Origin of the sequence: Caballeronia arvi (genome assembly GCF_001544695.2) — a bacterium.
GTDB classification, from domain to species: domain Bacteria; phylum Pseudomonadota; class Gammaproteobacteria; order Burkholderiales; family Burkholderiaceae; genus Caballeronia; species Caballeronia arvi.
The window spans coordinates 1-16,415 of sequence record NZ_FCOM02000042.1; the positions used below are offsets into that span (position 1 = coordinate 1).

Annotated in this window: 16 protein-coding genes; 8 read left to right on the forward strand and 8 right to left on the reverse strand. The window is 66.1% G+C overall.

Annotated features, from left to right (window positions below):
• Window positions 1-105: 105 nt before the first annotated feature.
• The 6 genes from AWB74_RS31335 to fliF form a co-directional block, all read right to left on the reverse strand.
• A complete protein-coding gene (locus AWB74_RS31335; RefSeq protein ID WP_061150510.1) occupies window positions 106-1,464 on the reverse strand; it encodes a flagellar hook-length control protein FliK in 1,359 nt (452 codons plus the stop codon).
• A 32-nt stretch (window positions 1,465-1,496) separates the two neighbouring features.
• Window positions 1,497-1,952 (reverse strand): flagellar export protein FliJ, encoded by a 456-nt coding sequence (gene fliJ / locus AWB74_RS31340; protein ID WP_061150511.1) that lies wholly within the window; start codon window positions 1,950-1,952, stop codon window positions 1,497-1,499.
• 65 nt (window positions 1,953-2,017) lie between these two features.
• Window positions 2,018-3,541, reverse strand: coding sequence for a flagellar protein export ATPase FliI (fliI, locus tag AWB74_RS31345; RefSeq protein WP_061150512.1), 1,524 nt, complete (start codon window positions 3,539-3,541; stop codon window positions 2,018-2,020).
• Complete coding sequence (gene fliH / locus AWB74_RS31350) at window positions 3,535-4,218, reverse strand: flagellar assembly protein FliH (protein ID WP_061150513.1); 684 nt, start codon at window positions 4,216-4,218, stop codon at window positions 3,535-3,537. Before fliH ends, fliI begins: the two co-directional genes overlap by 7 nt.
• Window positions 4,211-5,206, reverse strand: a complete 996-nt coding sequence (gene fliG / locus AWB74_RS31355) for a flagellar motor switch protein FliG (RefSeq protein ID WP_061150514.1) — start codon at window positions 5,204-5,206, stop codon at window positions 4,211-4,213. The genes fliH and fliG overlap by 8 nt, the downstream gene beginning before the upstream one ends.
• Window positions 5,196-6,977 (reverse strand): flagellar basal-body MS-ring/collar protein FliF, encoded by a 1,782-nt coding sequence (gene fliF / locus AWB74_RS31360; protein WP_061150515.1) that lies wholly within the window; start codon window positions 6,975-6,977, stop codon window positions 5,196-5,198. Before fliF ends, fliG begins: the two co-directional genes overlap by 11 nt.
• A 269-nt stretch (window positions 6,978-7,246) precedes the next feature.
• Between fliF and fliE the strand changes: the two genes are divergently transcribed.
• From fliE to AWB74_RS31385, 5 genes are all read left to right on the forward strand, one after another.
• A complete protein-coding gene (gene fliE / locus AWB74_RS31365; protein WP_061150516.1) occupies window positions 7,247-7,615 on the forward strand; it encodes a flagellar hook-basal body complex protein FliE in 369 nt (122 codons plus the stop codon).
• Between the two features lie 220 nt (window positions 7,616-7,835).
• Window positions 7,836-8,255: a flagellar export chaperone FliS gene (gene fliS, locus AWB74_RS31370; RefSeq protein WP_061150564.1), complete on the forward strand. Its 420-nt coding sequence runs from the start codon at window positions 7,836-7,838 to the stop codon at window positions 8,253-8,255.
• A 29-nt stretch (window positions 8,256-8,284) separates the two neighbouring features.
• Window positions 8,285-8,614: a flagellar protein FliT gene (locus AWB74_RS31375; protein WP_061150565.1), complete on the forward strand. Its 330-nt coding sequence runs from the start codon at window positions 8,285-8,287 to the stop codon at window positions 8,612-8,614.
• Window positions 8,615-8,663: 49 nt separating this feature from the next.
• Window positions 8,664-9,995, forward strand: coding sequence for a flagellar hook-length control protein FliK (gene fliK, locus AWB74_RS31380; protein ID WP_061150517.1), 1,332 nt, complete (start codon window positions 8,664-8,666; stop codon window positions 9,993-9,995).
• Window positions 9,992-10,303 carry an EscU/YscU/HrcU family type III secretion system export apparatus switch protein gene (locus tag AWB74_RS31385; protein ID WP_061126562.1) on the forward strand — a complete coding sequence of 104 codons (312 nt, stop codon included), beginning with the start codon at window positions 9,992-9,994 and terminating at the stop codon, window positions 10,301-10,303. The genes fliK and AWB74_RS31385 overlap by 4 nt, the downstream gene beginning before the upstream one ends.
• Here AWB74_RS31385 and AWB74_RS31390 read toward each other — a convergent pair.
• The gene (locus tag AWB74_RS31390; protein ID WP_061150518.1) at window positions 10,300-12,003 is read right to left on the reverse strand and encodes an isovaleryl-CoA dehydrogenase; all 1,704 of its coding nucleotides are present in this window, start codon (window positions 12,001-12,003) and stop codon (window positions 10,300-10,302) included. The genes AWB74_RS31385 and AWB74_RS31390 overlap by 4 nt on opposite strands.
• Window positions 12,004-12,326: 323 nt before the next feature.
• On the opposite strand from AWB74_RS31390, the gene AWB74_RS31395 reads away from it, so the two are divergent.
• Entirely contained in the window at window positions 12,327-14,000 is a 1,674-nt protein-coding gene (locus tag AWB74_RS31395; protein WP_061150519.1) for an OmpA family protein, read from the forward strand.
• Between the two features lie 85 nt (window positions 14,001-14,085).
• Here AWB74_RS31395 and AWB74_RS31400 read toward each other — a convergent pair whose 3' ends face one another.
• Complete coding sequence (locus AWB74_RS31400) at window positions 14,086-15,030, reverse strand: LysR family transcriptional regulator (RefSeq protein ID WP_061150520.1); 945 nt, start codon at window positions 15,028-15,030, stop codon at window positions 14,086-14,088.
• A gap of 130 nt (window positions 15,031-15,160) precedes the next feature.
• Between AWB74_RS31400 and AWB74_RS31405 the strand changes: the two genes are divergently transcribed.
• Window positions 15,161-15,604 (forward strand): CidA/LrgA family protein, encoded by a 444-nt coding sequence (locus AWB74_RS31405; RefSeq protein WP_061150521.1) that lies wholly within the window; start codon window positions 15,161-15,163, stop codon window positions 15,602-15,604.
• A 10-nt stretch (window positions 15,605-15,614) separates the two neighbouring features.
• Window positions 15,615-16,337, forward strand: a complete 723-nt coding sequence (locus tag AWB74_RS31410) for an LrgB family protein (protein ID WP_061150566.1) — start codon at window positions 15,615-15,617, stop codon at window positions 16,335-16,337.
• Window positions 16,338-16,415: the final 78 nt, after the last annotated feature.

Sequence of the window (16,415 nt, forward strand, 5' to 3'; positions counted from 1 at the left end):
CTGCTTTCTTTGCCTACTTTCTTTGCAGCAGCAAAGAAAGTAGGTGCCGCCCCGCACAGGGGCAGTGCTAATAAACCCACACGAATACGGGATCCGGCGAAAAAATCAAGCAAACGTATCGACCAAGCCCACCGTGCGCCGCACGGGCACACTCACGCTGGCAGAACCGACAGAATCACCCCCGCCAATACCACCAACGCCCCGCGAGCCGCCGCCCGCAGAACGGCCACTCTCGCCCTGTTGCTGCCCCGACTGCCGCCCAAACGCCGACCCATCCGAAACAGAAGCACTCCCAAGGCTAATGCCATTAGCCTCCATCGCCTCACGCAGTTTCGGCATCGCAGCCTCGACCGCCTCACGCACCTGCTGATGCTGCGACACGAACAACGCGTGCGCGTGATTCTCCGAAACCTGCAACGTCACCTGCAACGGCCCGAGATCCTTCGGATTCAAAGTCAGTTCAGCACTCTGCTGATCCGCCTTCGACAGAAACACGACCTTCTGACTGAACGCATCGTCCCAGCCGGACGAACCCACATGCGGCGCAATCGCCGCGCTCGTCGCCGATGCCATCGCGCCCTGCGGACTCGACACCGCCGCATTCGCTGATGCCGACTGAATCGCCACCGCATGCGCAGCCGCATCGGCGGCTTGTTTGTAAGCGGCGGTCGCGGCGTCCGCCGGCGTCGTCGCCACGGCCTGGGCGGCGGCGAGCGCGGCAGCGTCGGCAGTCTTGCCATCGACCTTCGTGTTCGCAGCAAGCGCGATCAGGCCCGCGCCCTTTCCGCCCTTGGCGAACAGACCGCCTTCTTCATCATCCTTCACGCCCTCGCGCGCCGTCGTCACCGCACCGTTCACAGGTGCCGGATTGGGCTGCGCGTTGTTCAGCGCCGCAAGCGCGGCCTGCAGTGCGTCCTGCGGCGATTTCGCTTCGCCGGACTTGTGCGTTTCGCCCGTCGATTTGACGTCATCGGTCGAAGCGCTCGTGGTTACCGCAGCGGCGGCGTCGGCAAGATCGTCGAGCGTAGTGTCGGGATCATCGACATTCGCCGCATTCGCCGCGTCCGCGCGCGCTTTCGCCTGCGCTGCGGCGGCGGCATCGGCGGACGAACCGGCCGATTGCGACGGCGAAGGCTTCGATGCGTCCGCCGTCTGCGTCTTGTCGGTATTCTTCGATGCCTCTTTCGGCGCGTCAGCCTGCCCGGACTTCGACGCGTCCTGCGTGTCATCGCTCGAAGACGCAACGGACGCGCTGTCATCCGGCTTCGGTGCGTCGTGGACGCTCGACTTGTCCGTCGATGAATCCGCCAGCGCCTGCGCGGCCTGTGCGTCGGCATTGGCCCTGTCGGTGATGCCTTGCAGCGTCATGCCGAACGATGCGCCCGCGCTCGCCGCACGTTTGCTTGCGGCCTGGGAAGACGACGCCGCGCCGGAAAGCGCGCCGAGAAGTGATACGGAGGACATGGACGGCCTCTAGACTCGATAAATAGATTGGATTACGACGACGCGCGCTCGGCGCGCATGCGCAGCACCTTCGCGGCGTGCTCGTCGGCGTCGCGCTGCTCGACACGCGCGGCCTTCTTCGCGAGCATCGCCTCGCCACGCGCAGCCAGCACTTCGTAGCTGCCGAGCTTCTGTTTCTTGAGACGCCAGTCGGGCTTGGCCGCCTCGATGCGTTGATCCGCCATGACCAGCGCCGTGCGCTGCTGCGCGATGGCGTTGTCGAGCGTGTCGACGAACGCCTGAAAGTTGCGCAGCGTCTGCGCAGTCGTGCCCTGTTGCGCCGATGCCGTGAACCGCGCGTGATACTCGTCGCGATACGTCACCAGCGAATTCAGCTGCGTTTCGATCTCGTTGCGTTCCTGCTGGAGCTTGCCGAGTTTTTTCGTAGCAGCGTCGAGCTCCTCTTCGGCAAGTTCGATGAGCGTGTTGATCGGCAGATTCTTGGACATGGCGTGGCGGTCCCGTATGGTCTTTGTGTTTTCTTGTGACGAATACTTCGGATACTAGTAGAAAATTATTCGAACAGCTGATCCAGCATCGCGATGCTCGGATCGAACGGCGCCTGCTCGCGAAACCCCTGCTGCAAAAACGCTTCCATGCGCGGATACAGCGCGATCGCACGATCGAGCAGCGCATCGCGGCCGCTCGAATACGCGCCCACGTTGATCAGATCCTTGTTGCGCTGATAGCGCGACAGCATCTGCTTGAAAAGACGCACGCGCTCCAGATGCTTGTCGTCGATGAGCGCGGTCATCGCGCGGCTGATCGACTGTTCGATGTCGATGGCCGGATAGTGCCCCGCCTCGGCCAGCGAGCGGTTCAGCACGATATGGCCGTCGAGAATCGCGCGCGCCGAGTCGGCGATCGGGTCCTGCTGATCGTCGCCTTCGGTCAGCACCGTGTAGAACGCGGTGATCGAACCGCCGCCTTCCGGGCCGTTGCCGGTGCGCTCGACGAGCGCCGGCAGCTTCGCGAACACCGACGGCGGATAACCCTTCGTCGCGGGCGGCTCGCCGATCGCGAGCGCGATCTCGCGCTGCGCCATCGCGTAACGCGTCAGCGAATCCATCAGCATCAGGACGTGCTTGCCCTGATCGCGGAAATATTCGGCGAGCGAGGTCGTGTACGCGGCGGCCTGCATCCGCAAGACCGGCGACACGTCCGCCGGGGCTGCTACGACCACCGAGCGCGCGAGACCGTCCTCGCCCAGAATCTGCTCAATGAATTCCTTCACTTCGCGGCCGCGTTCGCCGATCAGCCCGATCACGATCACTTCGGCGCTCGTGTAGCGCGCCATCGTTCCCAGCAGCACCGATTTGCCGACGCCCGAGCCCGCGAACAGACCCATGCGCTGGCCGCGTCCGACCGTCAGCAGCGAATTGATCGCGCGCACGCCGACATCGAGCACTTTGTGGATCGGCTCGCGGTTCAGCGGATTGATGACCGGCGCGGACAGCGGCGCATCGACTTTCGCGCCGAGCGGGCCGAGCCCGTCGAGCGGACGGCCGGACGCATCGACCACGCGGCCGAGCATTTCCCAGCCGACGGGCAAACGCTTCGCGCCCGCCATCGGATCGTTGATCGGCGCGCTTTCGAGCGGATAGACGCGCGCGCCGGGCAGCAGGCCGCCCATTTCCGTGGTCGGCATCAGAAAGAGCTTGTCGCCCGAGAAGCCGACGACTTCGGCTTCGGCGGTCGGAATCGCGCTGCCCGGTGGCAGCTCGATCATGCATTCGGAGCCGACGCCCAGCTTCAGGCCGACGGCCTCCAGCACGAGGCCCGCAGCGCGCGTCAGACGCCCGCACGGACGCAGCGGCTTCGCGATGGCGTTGCGCGAGCGCAGCGCGTCGAGCTTGTCGCGCCACATGTCGATGTGCGGATTGCCCGCGATATCGGCCAGTTCGGCGATGGTGCGCGCGGCATGTTCGTCGGCTTCGATGTCGAAGTCGTCGTCGACAGCGAGCGGACCGAACGATGCGCGCGCCAACTCCTGTTCGAGCGCGGAGAGGCCATCCTGCGTGATCCGTTGATTCACCACGGCTTGTTTCTCCCCAAAGCGGCCACGACGCGCTCCCAGCGCGACACATTGGTCGAGTCGATCTCGCCGGTCGCCGCGTGCGCCTTGCAGCCGCCGCGCTCCACGACCGGGTCCGGGCGCACGGTCCAGCCAGCGCCTTCGAGTTCGTCCTTCAGATACGCATCGACGATCGGCATGTCGGCGGGATTGACGACGAGCGTCGGTTCGCCCGCTAGCGCCGGCTCGGCGGCGATCACTTCACGCGCGACCGCGACGAGCGCGGTCGGATCGAGCGCGAGATGCTGGCGCACGACCTGCTGCGCGATATCGACGGCGAGTTCGGCAAGCGATTCCGCGATCGCGGCATCGGCCACCTGCAACGCAGTCTTGAACGCATCGGCGATTTCGGCGAGCCGCGCGGCCTGCGCGAGCGCTTCCTTGCGGCCATCGTCGAAACCCTTCGCCTGGCCTTGCTCGTAACCGGCCTGAAACCCAAGCGCCTGGCCCGCGACGTGACCCTTCGCGAGCCCTTGCTGATACGCGTCTTCCTCGACGCGGCGCAGGTGTGCTTCGAGCGCGGCCTGTTCCGCCGCGCCGTCGTCGGCCTTGACTTCGACGGGATCGAACGACGCCATCTCCCAGCGCTGATACGCCGAAAGCGGGGCCGCCTGTGCCTTGTGCGCGCGGGCGTCAGACATACGCGTCCTCCGCCTTGCCGCCTAGCTGGATCTGACCGTTTTCCGCGAGATTGCGGACGATCTGCAGAATCTTGCGCTGCTGCTGCTCGACTTCCGATACGCGCACCGGACCGCGCGAATCGAGGTCTTCGGCGAGCAGTTCGGCGGCGCGCTGCGACATGTTCGACAGGAACTTCTGGCGCAGCGCGGGCTGCGCGCCCTTCAGCGACACGATCAGCGTTTCCGACTCCACTTCCTTCAGCAGCAACTGGATCGCGCGGTCTTCCAGATCGAGCAGGTTCTCGAACACGAACATCTGGTCGATGATCTTCTGCGCAAGCTCGGCGTCGTATTCGCGGACGTTCGAGATGACGCCTTCCTCGTGATTGCTCGACATGAAGTTGAGAATTTCGGCCGCCGTGCGGATGCCGCCCATCGGCGCGCGCTTCAGGTTGTCGCTGCCGGAGAGGAGCGTCGTCAGCACGTCGTCGAGTTCGCGCAGCGCGGCGGGCTGGATGCCGTCGAGCGTCGCGATGCGCAGCAGCACGTCGTTGCGCAGGCGCTCAGCCAGCAGCGAGACGATTTCGGATGCCTGATCGCGGTCCAGGTGCACGAGAATCGTCGCGATGATCTGCGGATGCTCGTTCTTGATGAGTTCCGCGACCGCGCCCGAGTCCATCCACTTCAGGCCTTCGATACCGCTCGTGTCGCTGCCTTGCAGGATACGGTCGATCAGCGCGCCGGCCTTGGTTTCTCCGAGCGCCTTCGTCAGCACCGAGCGGATGTATTCGCTCGAATCGAGCGACAACGCAGTGTGCTTCTCGGCTTCATCGACGAATTCGGTCAGCACGTCGTCGAGTTGCTCGCGCGTCACGTTCTTCAGCGCCGCCATCGTCGCGCCGATCTTCTGCACCTCGCGCGGGGCGAGATACTTGAATACTTCGGCGGCTTCTTCCTCACCGATCGACATCAGGAGGAGAGCGGCTTTGTTCAGGCCTTCAGCGTTCATCGGACACCCAGTTCTTCACGACCGTCGCAACGATTCTCGCGTCCTGACGCGCCACCATGCGCGCGTAGTCGAGATTGCGATCGAATTTGGCTTTCTTGCTTTCATGACCGAGCAGACTCACCTCGGCATCCCTGTCTTCGTCATCCTTCTTCGCGCCGTCGGCCGCAGGGCCGTCGAGCATCGAGAGTTCGTCCGGTGCGCCGAGCGTCGGCGCGATTTCGGGCGGCGGCGGGAAGGCGCGCTTCATCGCCGGCTTCACCATGCTGAAGTACAGGAACAGCGCGACGATGCCGATGCCCACGTACTTCGCCGCCTGAATGCCCCACGCGATCATCTGCGGCGTGCGCCACCACGGCACTTCGGGCGTCACGGTCAGATCGGCGGAGAACGCGCTGTTCACGACGTTCACCGAGTCGCCGCGCTTCTCGTCGAAGCCCATCGCGTCCTTCACCAGTTGCTGGACCTGCGCGAGCTTGTCGGCGGCGAGCGGCGTCATCGTGACGTTGCCCTTCGCGTCGACCTTCTTCTCGTAGTTGACGACCACCGCCACCGACAGGCGCTTGATGCCGCCCGTCGCCTGCTCGTAGTGACGCACGGTGCGGTCGACTTCGTAGTTCGTCGTCGTGTCCTTGCGCTCGTTCTTCGGCGTCGACTTGACCGATGCGGCGGCGCCCGAGGCGGCTGCGTCGATCGGCGCCGATGCGGCTTGCGGCGGCTGGTTCGACAGCGCGCCCGGCACGCCCGATGCGCCGCCGCCCGTCGACTCGCTCGATTCGCTTGATTGCTGGCTGCGGATCGCCGTCGCCTGCGGATTGGCGTTCGGGCCATAGCTCTCTGCGGTCTGCTCCAGCTTCGAGAAGTCGATGTCCGCGCTCACTTGCGAATGCGCGTTGCCGGCGCCGAAGAGCGGCGAGAGGATCGCGTCGATGCGCTTTTGCGTGTTGTGCTCGATCTGCTGCACATACTTGAGCTGCGACGCGTCGAGGCCGTTCGCGGCGCTCTGGCTGGTCAACAGGTTGCCGTCCTGATCGACGATATTGACGTTCTTCACCGGCATGTCCGCCACGCCCGACGCGACCATGTGCGCGACCGCGACGACCTGGCCTTCGTCGAGCACGCGGCCCGGATACAGATTGACCATCACGGAGGCGGTCGGCAGTTCCTTGTCGCGCACGAAGACGGAAGGCTTCGGAATCGCCAGATGCACGCGCGCCGACTTCACCGACGAAATCGAGCCGATCGTGCGCTCCAGCTCGCCTTCGAGCGCGCGCTGATAGTTGATCTGCTCGGCGAACTGGCTGATGCCGAACTTCTGGTTGTCCATCAGCTCGAAGCCGACCGAACCGTTCTTCGGCAGACCCTGGCTCGCGAGCCGCAGGCGCGTTTCGTGGACCTGTTCCGACGGCACGAGGATGGCGCCGCCGCCGTCGGACAACTTATAGGGAATGTTGCCCTGCTGGAGCGCGGCAACGATTGCGCCGCCGTCCCGGTCGGAGAGATTCGAAAACAGCACGCGGTAGTCGGGCTGGCGCGACCACATGACGAGGCCGGCGACGACCATCACCAGAATCGCGGCCGCGATGATCAGCGGCACGCGCGGGTTCGAGCGGAACTGGTTGAGCACCGGCACGCGCTGGGCGAAACCGCCGAAGTCGGCGCCTGCGCCACCGAGGCTCGAGCCCGCGGCGGCCGCACCGGCTGCGCCGGGTTGTGCGCCCGCCAGGCCCATTCTGGCGTCGGGCGTGATCAGTGAGTTGTTGGGCGTTTCCATTTAGCGTCGAGGCTCCGAATCTTTGCGTCCTCTCTCGGCCGCCCGACTTTTAATAAGCGGCGGTAGAGGACTTTTCACGATGGGGATTATCCGCAGAAGATTGCAAGTCGATTCGGTGAATAGAGCGGGGTTTTCCCCGTTCTTCCGGTGCTTTGAAAAAGTCCCCGCTGCTAAGATTTTTCGTACTCGGAGAACCTCCGCCAACGCGGCCCGAGCATCAGGTCTCCGCCACGAGCGGCGCCGGCTTTTTCCTGTCACCCGGAGTCAACATGAACTTTCCGATCAATCCGCTTTCCTCCGCGCTCTCGGCAATCACTTCGATGGCGTCGCAAGCCGCCGGCGGCGCCGGTGCGGCCTCGACGGTCGCGTCGGGCGCCGTCGCGGGACAAAGCGGGACATCGGGCGCGGCGAGCGCCGGCAGCTTCGCCGATGCGCTGAAAACGTCGATCGACAAGATCAGCGACAACCAGACCAAGGCGCTCGGCGAGGCGCACGCGTTCGAAATCGGTGCGCCGAACGTGTCGCTCAACGACGTGATGGTGGACATGCAGAAGGCGAACGTCGGCCTGCAATTCGGGCTTCAGGTGCGCAACAAGCTCGTGTCGGCCTACAACGACATCATGCAGATCTCCGTCTGACGCGCGGCTCCTTTCGCGATCCAGCCCTTTATCGCCGGAACGGCCTCTAGAGCCTTGTGCCCTAAAGCTTTTCCGCGATTCTCCGATAACCCCGGTAACGGCACGGCGGACGATGGTTCGCCCGCACCGGTTTTACCGGGCCCACACGGATCAGGACGAGAGGCACGGCGTCGGCATGAAGCCCGCGGACGCTGCGGCATCGCACAAGGAGAACCGACAGATGTATTCCCCAGGACACGCTGGAGCCAGCGCCTACGCACGCGTCGGCGTCCAAACAGGGGTGATGGGAGCGAGCCCGCACCGGTTGATCGTGATGCTGTATCAGGGCGCGCGCCAGGCGATTGCGCAGGCGCGCATGCACATGCAGCAGAACAACATCGGCGCGCGCGGCACGGCGATCGGCAAGGCCATCAGCATCATCGAGAGCGGATTGCAGCAGGCGCTCAACAAGGATGCGGGCGGCGAGATCGCCGAGCGTCTGGATGCGCTCTACACGTATATGTCGCGCCGGCTGCTCGAGGCGAACCTGAAACAGGACGAGTCGATGCTCGTGGAGATCGACAACCTGCTCGCGACGCTCGAGGAAGCCTGGGTGGGAATTGGACCGGAAGTGGCGCAAATGACGACTGCGCCCGTTTGACGGGAATGCGCGTCGACTGCCTCGAAAGAATGAAGACGACACAAGAATATTTCGCCCATTACGAAGCCATCGCGGCGATTTCCGGCCGGATGCTGACGGCCGCGCGCGGCGGCGAATGGAGCGAGCTGAAGACGTTGCAAGGCACCTACCGCGAGTTGATCGAGCAGCTGAAGGAAGTGGATTCCGGCTCGGAACTCGACGAGAGCGCCCGGGCGCGCAAGCTGGACCTCGTGAAGAAAATTCTCGCCGACGACGCAGCGATCCGCGATCTGAGCTCGCCGAGCCTTGCGCGCCTGTCCGCGCTCTTCACGGTCAACAACCCGGCGCGCGTATTGAAAAAAATGATCGGACTGCGCTAGGCCGCCCGATCGCGCCCGGCCGCGGCCAGGCGCATTTGAGGATGTGGGCATGACTGGACTCGACACCGCGATCGCAACGCTGCTCGCCAGCCGCACCGAGCTCCTCATGTCCGCGATTCGCGCCCCGGACGGCGTGAGCGGCAGCGGCGTGACCGGCGCGAGCGTCGGACAGACGGCGACGCAAACGGACATGTTGCCGTCCGTGGGCACGCCACCGGGTGCTGCGGCGCCGGCTGCATCGGCGCAGACGGCGCTTTCGAGCGTCGCGCGCACGCTCGACGTGATTTCGCGCTTCGGCGGCGCGGCGCCCGCCTTGACCGGCGACGCCCCGCTCTGGCCGACGCCGCCGCGTCCCGCGAGCGCCTTCGCCGCGCTCACGACCGGCCTTTTCGATACCGCTTTCTCTTCCAACGCCGCCGCCGTCGCGGCCGCGCGCGCCGCGACGCAGAATCTGCCGCCGCTGCCCGCCGCAGTGCTGGCGAGCGCGCTGGCGAAGACCGTCGGCGAAAGCGGGCTTTTCTACGAAGCGCATCTGATGCAATGGCTCGCGGGCCAGCGCAGCGCGGCGTCGCTCGGCAACGAGCCGCAGGCGCGCGCCGACGCCCGTTCGATGAGCTTGCCGCTCGATTTCGCGCGCGGCGCGGCGGCGGGCGACACCGGGCTCGACGACGCCCGCGCGACGCCATTCACCCCCGATCCGCCCGATTTCCATGCAAACGCGCGCGCCATCGCGACGCCGCAAAATCCGCAGCAGGCGGCCGCGCTCGCGGCGTCGGTGCGCGATGCGCCGGCGTCGGCGCTGTCGAATTCGCAGAGCGGCAACGCGGCGGGTGGCGCGGGCACGCAAAGCGCGCAGCCGGGTCAGCACGAATCCGCGCTGCAGGCGTCGATCGCGGCGGGCATTCATCCGGCGACGCTCAATGTCGTGCGTCAGCAACTCGACGTGCTCGCCAACCAGCAATTTCGATGGCAAGGCGAGGCGTGGCCCGGCACGCGCTTCGAGTGGGAAATCGCGCGCGAACCGCGCGATCCGCGCGCCGCGGCCGACGAAGCTGCCGACGAACGCGCGTGGCGTACGCGCATCACGCTGTCGCTGCCAGCGCTCGGCACGGTGGACGCCGAACTGGTGCTGACGGGCGAGAAGCTCGTCGCGCGCATCAAGGCGGCCGACTCGGGCGCACGGCGTCTCGCCGCCGATGGCGAAGCGTTCGCGCGTCAGCTCGAAGCGGCGGGCATCGCGCTGGCGTCGCTTTCCGTGCGCTCGATGGACGGCGTCACCGATCTCGCGCGCACCGGCGACAAGCCCATCGCGAAGAAACCGCTGCGCTCGCCGCTCGAGCATTTGTTCCGCGCACCGAACGGCGACGGGAGCGACGCATGAGCGCCGATCAACCGCTCTACACGCGCAAGCAGGCGACCGCGCTCGCCTACGAGGCGGGCAACCGCGAGTCGACGCCGCGCGTCGTCGCGAAGGGCTACGGCATGGTCGCTGAAATGATCGTGCAGCGCGCGAAGGAAGCGGGGCTGTACGTGCACGAGTCGCCGGAGATGGTCTCGCTGCTGATGCAGGTGGATCTCGACGCGCATATTCCGCCCGCCTTGTATCAGGCGGTGGCGGAATTGCTGTCGTGGGTTTATCGGCTGGAGAACGAAGAGCCGTTGCGGGAAGCGGGGCGGCAGATTCGCTAAATCGCAAACGCCCGCGTCACGATCCCCGCATGATCGAAACGCGCCGGCAGCGTCCCGTACACACGCCCGCTTTCGCCGCGCGCATCGCCGAGACGCGTTTCGATGAACGCATCCGCGACTTCCTGCGGCGCATGCCGCGCCAGCAGCACGCCCTGCGCGCACGACGCCAGTTGCTGCGCGATGCGCCGCGCGGACGCTTCCCGCGCGGCCGGATCATCCGTCAGCATCTTCGTGAGCGATGACAACGCGCCCGCCAGCGCCGGATGCGCGGCGGCCGTCGTCTTCCAGTCGGCGAGCAGCGCGTGCGCCGCGTCCTGCTCGCGCTCGAATGCGCGCAGCACGTCGAGGCACATCACATTGCCCGAGCCTTCCCAGATCGAGTTCACCGGCGCCTCGCGATAGAAACGCGCCATCGGCCCGGTTTCGACATAGCCGTTGCCGCCCCAGACTTCCATCGCCTCGCCGGTGAACTCGAGCGCGCGCTTGCAGACCCAGAACTTCGCGGCGGGCGTCACGATGCGCCGCCACGCGCGTTCGGCCAGCGCTCCGTCCGGCGCGGCGCTCTGCTCGAACGCGCCCGCGAGCCGCATGAAAAGAACCGTCGCCGCTTCGGATTCGAGCGCCAGATCGGCGAGCACGTTGCGCATCAAGGGCTGATCGACGAGATGCGCGCCGAACGCGCTGCGATGCCGCGCGTGATGAATCGCCTGCACGAGCGCCGCGCGCATCAGCGCCGCGCTGCCGATCACGCAATCGAGCCGAGTGAAGTTCGCCATCTCGATGATGGTCGGCACGCCGCGCCCCTCGTCGCCGATCATCACGCCGTACGCATCGAGAAACTCCACTTCGCTGCTCGCGTTCGAGCGGTTGCCGAGCTTGTCCTTCAGCCGCTGGACCTGGACCGCGTTCTTGCGGCCGTCCGGCATGAAGCGCGGCACGTAGAAGCACGACAGGCCGCCTTCGTCGGCGGTGCGCGCGAGCACCAGATGCGCATCGCATTGCGGCGCGGAGAAGAACCACTTGTGACCGACGAGCCGATAGGCGCCGCCGCGCCCCGGCGCAGCGCCATCGATGGCATGCGCGCGCGTGCGGTTACTGCGCACGTCCGAGCCGCCCTGTTTTTCGGTCATGCCCATGCCGATCATCATCGAATGCTTGCCGGCTTCGAGCGGAATGTCGCGCGGGTCGTGCTCGCGCGATAGCAGCGGACGCGCGATCCGCGCGAACAAGTCCCGCTCGTTGCGCAGGACCGGAATGCTCGCGAAGGTCATCGTGATCGGACACAGCGAACCCGATTCGAGCTGCCCGTGCAGAAAGTAGCCGGCGCAGCGCGCGGCCATCGATCCGGCGCGCGCCGACGGCTCGAACGGCAACGCATGCAGCCCTTCGTGACGCAGACGCCGCACCAGTTCGTGCCACGCCGGATGAAACTCCAGCGCGTCCACGCGCGCGCCGCGCGGATCGTGTGTCGTGAGTTCAGGCTCGTGGCGATTGGCGAGATCCGCCAGCGCGACGACATCCGGCTGCGTGAGCGACATGCCGTCGCGCGAGAGCGCCTCCGCGTGCCATTGCGCGCCCTCGCGCCCGACCGCCGCGGCGAGCGCTGCATCGAACGCAAAGACGTCATAGCCGACCAGCGGCGGCGCCTGATTCGTGACTTCGTGTGTCTGCCCGAACGGGCGATCGGCAGGATCGGACATCGTCGGTCTCCTTTTGACGCGCGCGGACCGGCGGCGCGCTGATTTGTCACTGTCGGGCGGGCGCAACGGCCGGCTGGAGGCTGATCGGCCATTCGGGCGCCATCTCGAATTCAAGAATCATAGGCCGCGCATGCCTCCGGCGTGTAGAAGCAGCGTTCTTTTCGGAATCGCGCCTGTCTTTCTTATGCGCCGTCCTAAAGCGCTATTTGCTGAGACAAATCCGATTGTTATTCCCTCCCCAATGTCGTGCAGAAGGCCGAACCTATAATCGGCTCGCCTATTTACCGGCAGACGCAGAAACGCCTTACAGGGAAGCATTCGCAATGAGCATCAACCTCAACCAACTCGTACAGGGCGCTTTGACAGAAAGCGTGCTGCAGCATATCGCCGGGCGCATCGGCTGCGCGCCGGAATCCGCCAGGCGCGTAGTTTCGCTGTGCGGGCCGGCGCTCATCGGTGCGATGATGAACAAGGCGTCCTCGCTCGAAGGCACGCGCAACCTGTTCGCGGCCATCATGTCGCCGGCGACGAACGCGCAGATCGCGGACGAATTGCCGCATTTCGTCGTGCAGGACGATGGCTTCAGAACGCTCATCGACACCAGCGCGAAAACCGATCACGCGATAGCCTCGCACGACAGCCTGAACATGCTCGCCGAGCGCATCTCGGAATATACGGGCGTTGCGACGAGCGCCACGCGTACGCTGGGCGGCGTGGTCGGCGCGACGCTCTTCGGCATGCTCAAGCGCTATCTCACGCAGCACAACGGTCATGCGGCCCAGCTCCCGACGCTGCTCGGCCATCAGTTGCCGGTGGTGCGCGCGAACATGACCGACTCGTTCGCGCACGCGCTCGGGCTCGGCTCGGTCGGCGCGTTCCTCGCGGGCGTCGCATCGCGGCTGAAAGCGGTATCGGCGCATCTCGAGCATCCGTCGACGCACGAGGCCACAGCGTTCTCGCAGCCGGTCGAAACGCACGCCGCGCCGGAGCAACCGGTGAAGGAAAGCGCGGGCAGGAAGAAATGGTGGTGGGTTGCGCTCGCCGCCGCGCTCGCGCTGCTCGCGCTTCTGCTCGGACGCGGTTGCTCGACGGAGAAGCAGGAACAGGACGCGGCGCCCGCCGCGAAGCCGGACGTGGCTTCTGACGCGATTTCCATCGCGGCTGCGGATTCGAATGCGGCATCGGTCGCAACGGATCAGGCATCGGCTCCCGTCGCGCTGCCAGGCAAGGACTCGACGATGTCCTTCGTCGTCGACGCATCCGGCGTTCCGACCCTGACCGCCACGGTCAACAGTGAAGCGGAGCGGCGCCAGCTTATCGACACGCTGTCGGCGAAGCTCGGCGCCGACAAGTTCCACGCGAACATCACGGTCGATCCGGACACGAAGCCCGCCGCGTGGATCGCGAAGCTCGACGGCTTGCTGCCGGTCATGACGCTGCCGGGCGCGCAGGTGCGCGTCGCGGGCGAAACGATCGATCTCGCCGGCAGTGCCGCCGACGCGACGCTCGGCTGGCTGGACAAGCTGAAGGCATTCTTCGGTGACGGCTGGACGATCGGCGCAAGCGAAAGTACGCCGGCGGCGGCGAGGGCTCTGGCCGCTTCCGACGCGCAAGCCGGCGCGGCCTGCGCAACCGCCGACGTCGCGAAGCAACTGAATGCTCGCCCGATCAATTTTGGCTTTGCGTCGAACACCGTGCCGCGCGCCGCGCTGGCCGAACTCGCGGCCACGGCGAAGTCGCTGAAGGACTGCGGCGCGGCGGGCCAGCCGGTCAAGTTGCAGATCGGCGGTTTCACGGACAGCACCGGCAACGCGGCGGCGAATCTGCATATCTCGAAAAAGCGCGCGGAGGCCGTGCGCACGTATCTGATTCAACACGGCGTGCCGGCGAGCACGCTCTCGGTGGAAGGTTTCGGCGACGCGCACCCGATCGGCGACAACGCGACGCCCGCGGGCCGCGCGGCGAATCGCCGGATCGAGTTCAAGGAACTGAGCTGATTCGCGAATCGCCCGCAAATTGCGGTGAATGACGCGCCGGCCCGCATATCGCGGGCCGGCGCGTTTCGTTTTGGGCGTCAGCGGATCATGGTTCCGGCTCGCCGCGCCGTACGCGCGGGAATCCATCCGCCATGAAATCCTGATCGAGATTCGCGGGCAGCATTTCGCGCGCGACCTCGATCCACGCGCGCGCCGCATGCGACAGATACCCATTGCGCCGCCAGCCGAGCGCCATGTCCCAGTGAATCTCGGGCGCGACGACGCGACGGCACGTGAACGCGTCGGCGTCGAGGCGGCGGCAATAGGGCGCTGGCAACAACGCGATGCCGATGCCCGCCTGCACGAGCGCCGCCATGAAATCCCAATGCCCGCTGCGGCCGACGATCGTCGGCGCAAAGCCCGCCTCGCGGCATGCGTTCAACACGACGTCGTTCAGTGCGAGGCTCTCGCCGTAGAACACGAACGGCTCGCCGGCGAGATCGGTGAGCGCGACTTCGCGCGCTTCGTCCCAGCGCGAGCCCTTCGGCGCGACGAGCCACAGCACTTGCCGGCTGACGGGCAGCACGTCGAAGACTTCGGTGTTCACGGGCTGGAGTACGCCGCCTAGTTCGAGTTCGCCATCGATGAGCGCCGCCTCGATCGCCTTCGAGCCGCGCTCGAACAGCTTGAGCTCGACCTTCGGATAGCGTTGCCGGAACGCGGCGATGGCCGGCGTGAAGAGCGCACCGCCCATCGGTGGAATGCCGATCGTCAGCGTGCCGCGCCCGAAGGTACCGAGATCGTTCAGTTCAGCCTCTAGCCGCGCATGCGCCGCCAGCACCTCGACGCCCCGCTGATACACGATCTGCCCCGCATCGGTCAGCACCATCTGGCGCCCTTCGCGCAGGAGCAGCGGCGAGCCGACCTCGTCCTCCAGCGCCTTCACCATCTTGCTGATGGTCGGCTGCGTCACGAACATGTGTTCGGCGGCGGCGGTGAAACTCTTCTGCTTCACCACTTCGATGAAGTACCGCAAGGCGCGCAATTCCATCGTCGGCTCCGGAATTCCAGTTTGGAATGTTTCGAATAAGGTTAAGTCATTTTTATTATGCAAGGGGCGCCCATATACTCTGACTACGGGATAACCCTAATCAATCGTATTCAACGCAAGAGAGTCCGCCATGTCCGCCGCCCTTTCGACCACAACGCCCTCCGCCTTCGGCCGCTTCGTGCGCATCGCGCTGCAGTCCGCCGCGCTCGCGGGCATCTGGGCCGTGGCGGATTTCATCGCGCGCAAGCTGGCGTTGCCGGTGCCGGGCGGCGTGATCGGTCTCGTTGCTTTGCTCGCGCTGCTGTTTTGCGGCGGCGTCGCGCCGCGCTGGGTGAAGGCCGGCGCCGACTGGCTGCTGTCGGACATGCTGCTGTTTTTCATTCCGGCGGCCGTCGCGGCGGTGCAGTACGGCGGTCTCTTCATGGAAGACGGCTGGCGGCTCGCGCTGGTCGTCGTCGGCGGAACGCTGATGGTGATGGTGGCAGTCGCGTTCGCCGTCGACCGTGCGGCGCGCCTCGAACGCCATCTGGCGCTGCGCCGCGCGCTCGTGGCGCGGCATGCGGCGCGCGCCTGAGCACGCCGGCATGAACCATTTTTTCGACTCGCTTCTCGAAGACGACGCCGCGCGCCTCATCGCCGCGGGCTGCTTCGTGCTGACCGTTGCGCTGTATTTCGTCGCAAAGCATCTCTACGCGCGCTTCAGGCGGCCGTGGCTCACGCCGCTGCTCGCGGTGCCGGCGGTGCTCGCGCTGATCGTCGTCATGGCGCGCATTCCGTACTCCGTCTATTACGCTGACACGCGCTGGCTCATGTGGCTGCTCGGCCCGGCGACGGTCGCGTTCGCCGTGCCGATCTACGAATATCGCGCGCTCATCAAGCGGCACTGGATTTCGCTGACGGTCGGCGTGACGGTCGGCATTCTGGTCGCGGTCGGCGGCTCGCTGATTCTTGCGAAGCTGCTGCATCTGTCGCCGGAATTGCAGCGCAGCCTGGCGACGCGCTCCGTTTCGACGCCGTTCGCGCTCGCCGTCTCCGACAAGATCCACGCGCCGAAGGATCTCACCGCGCTCTTCGTGATCGCGACGGGCGTCTGCGGCATGCTGTTCGGCGAGATCGTTCTGGCGCTCGTGCCGCTGCGCACGCGCCTCGCGCGCGGCGCGCTGTTCGGCGCGGCTGCGCACGGCGTCGGCACGGCGAAGGCGCGCGAGCTTGGGAGCGAAGAAGGCGTCGTCGCCAGCCTGACGATGATGATCGCCGGCGTCGCAATGGTCCTGCTCGCGCCGGTGCTGTCGGCGTTGCCGTTCTGATCGCGGGCGGCGCTGCGAAAGCCCATTCGGGCGTCTCGGAATCGGTTCGTTCCGGCGAGACTTTGCTACAATCCACGT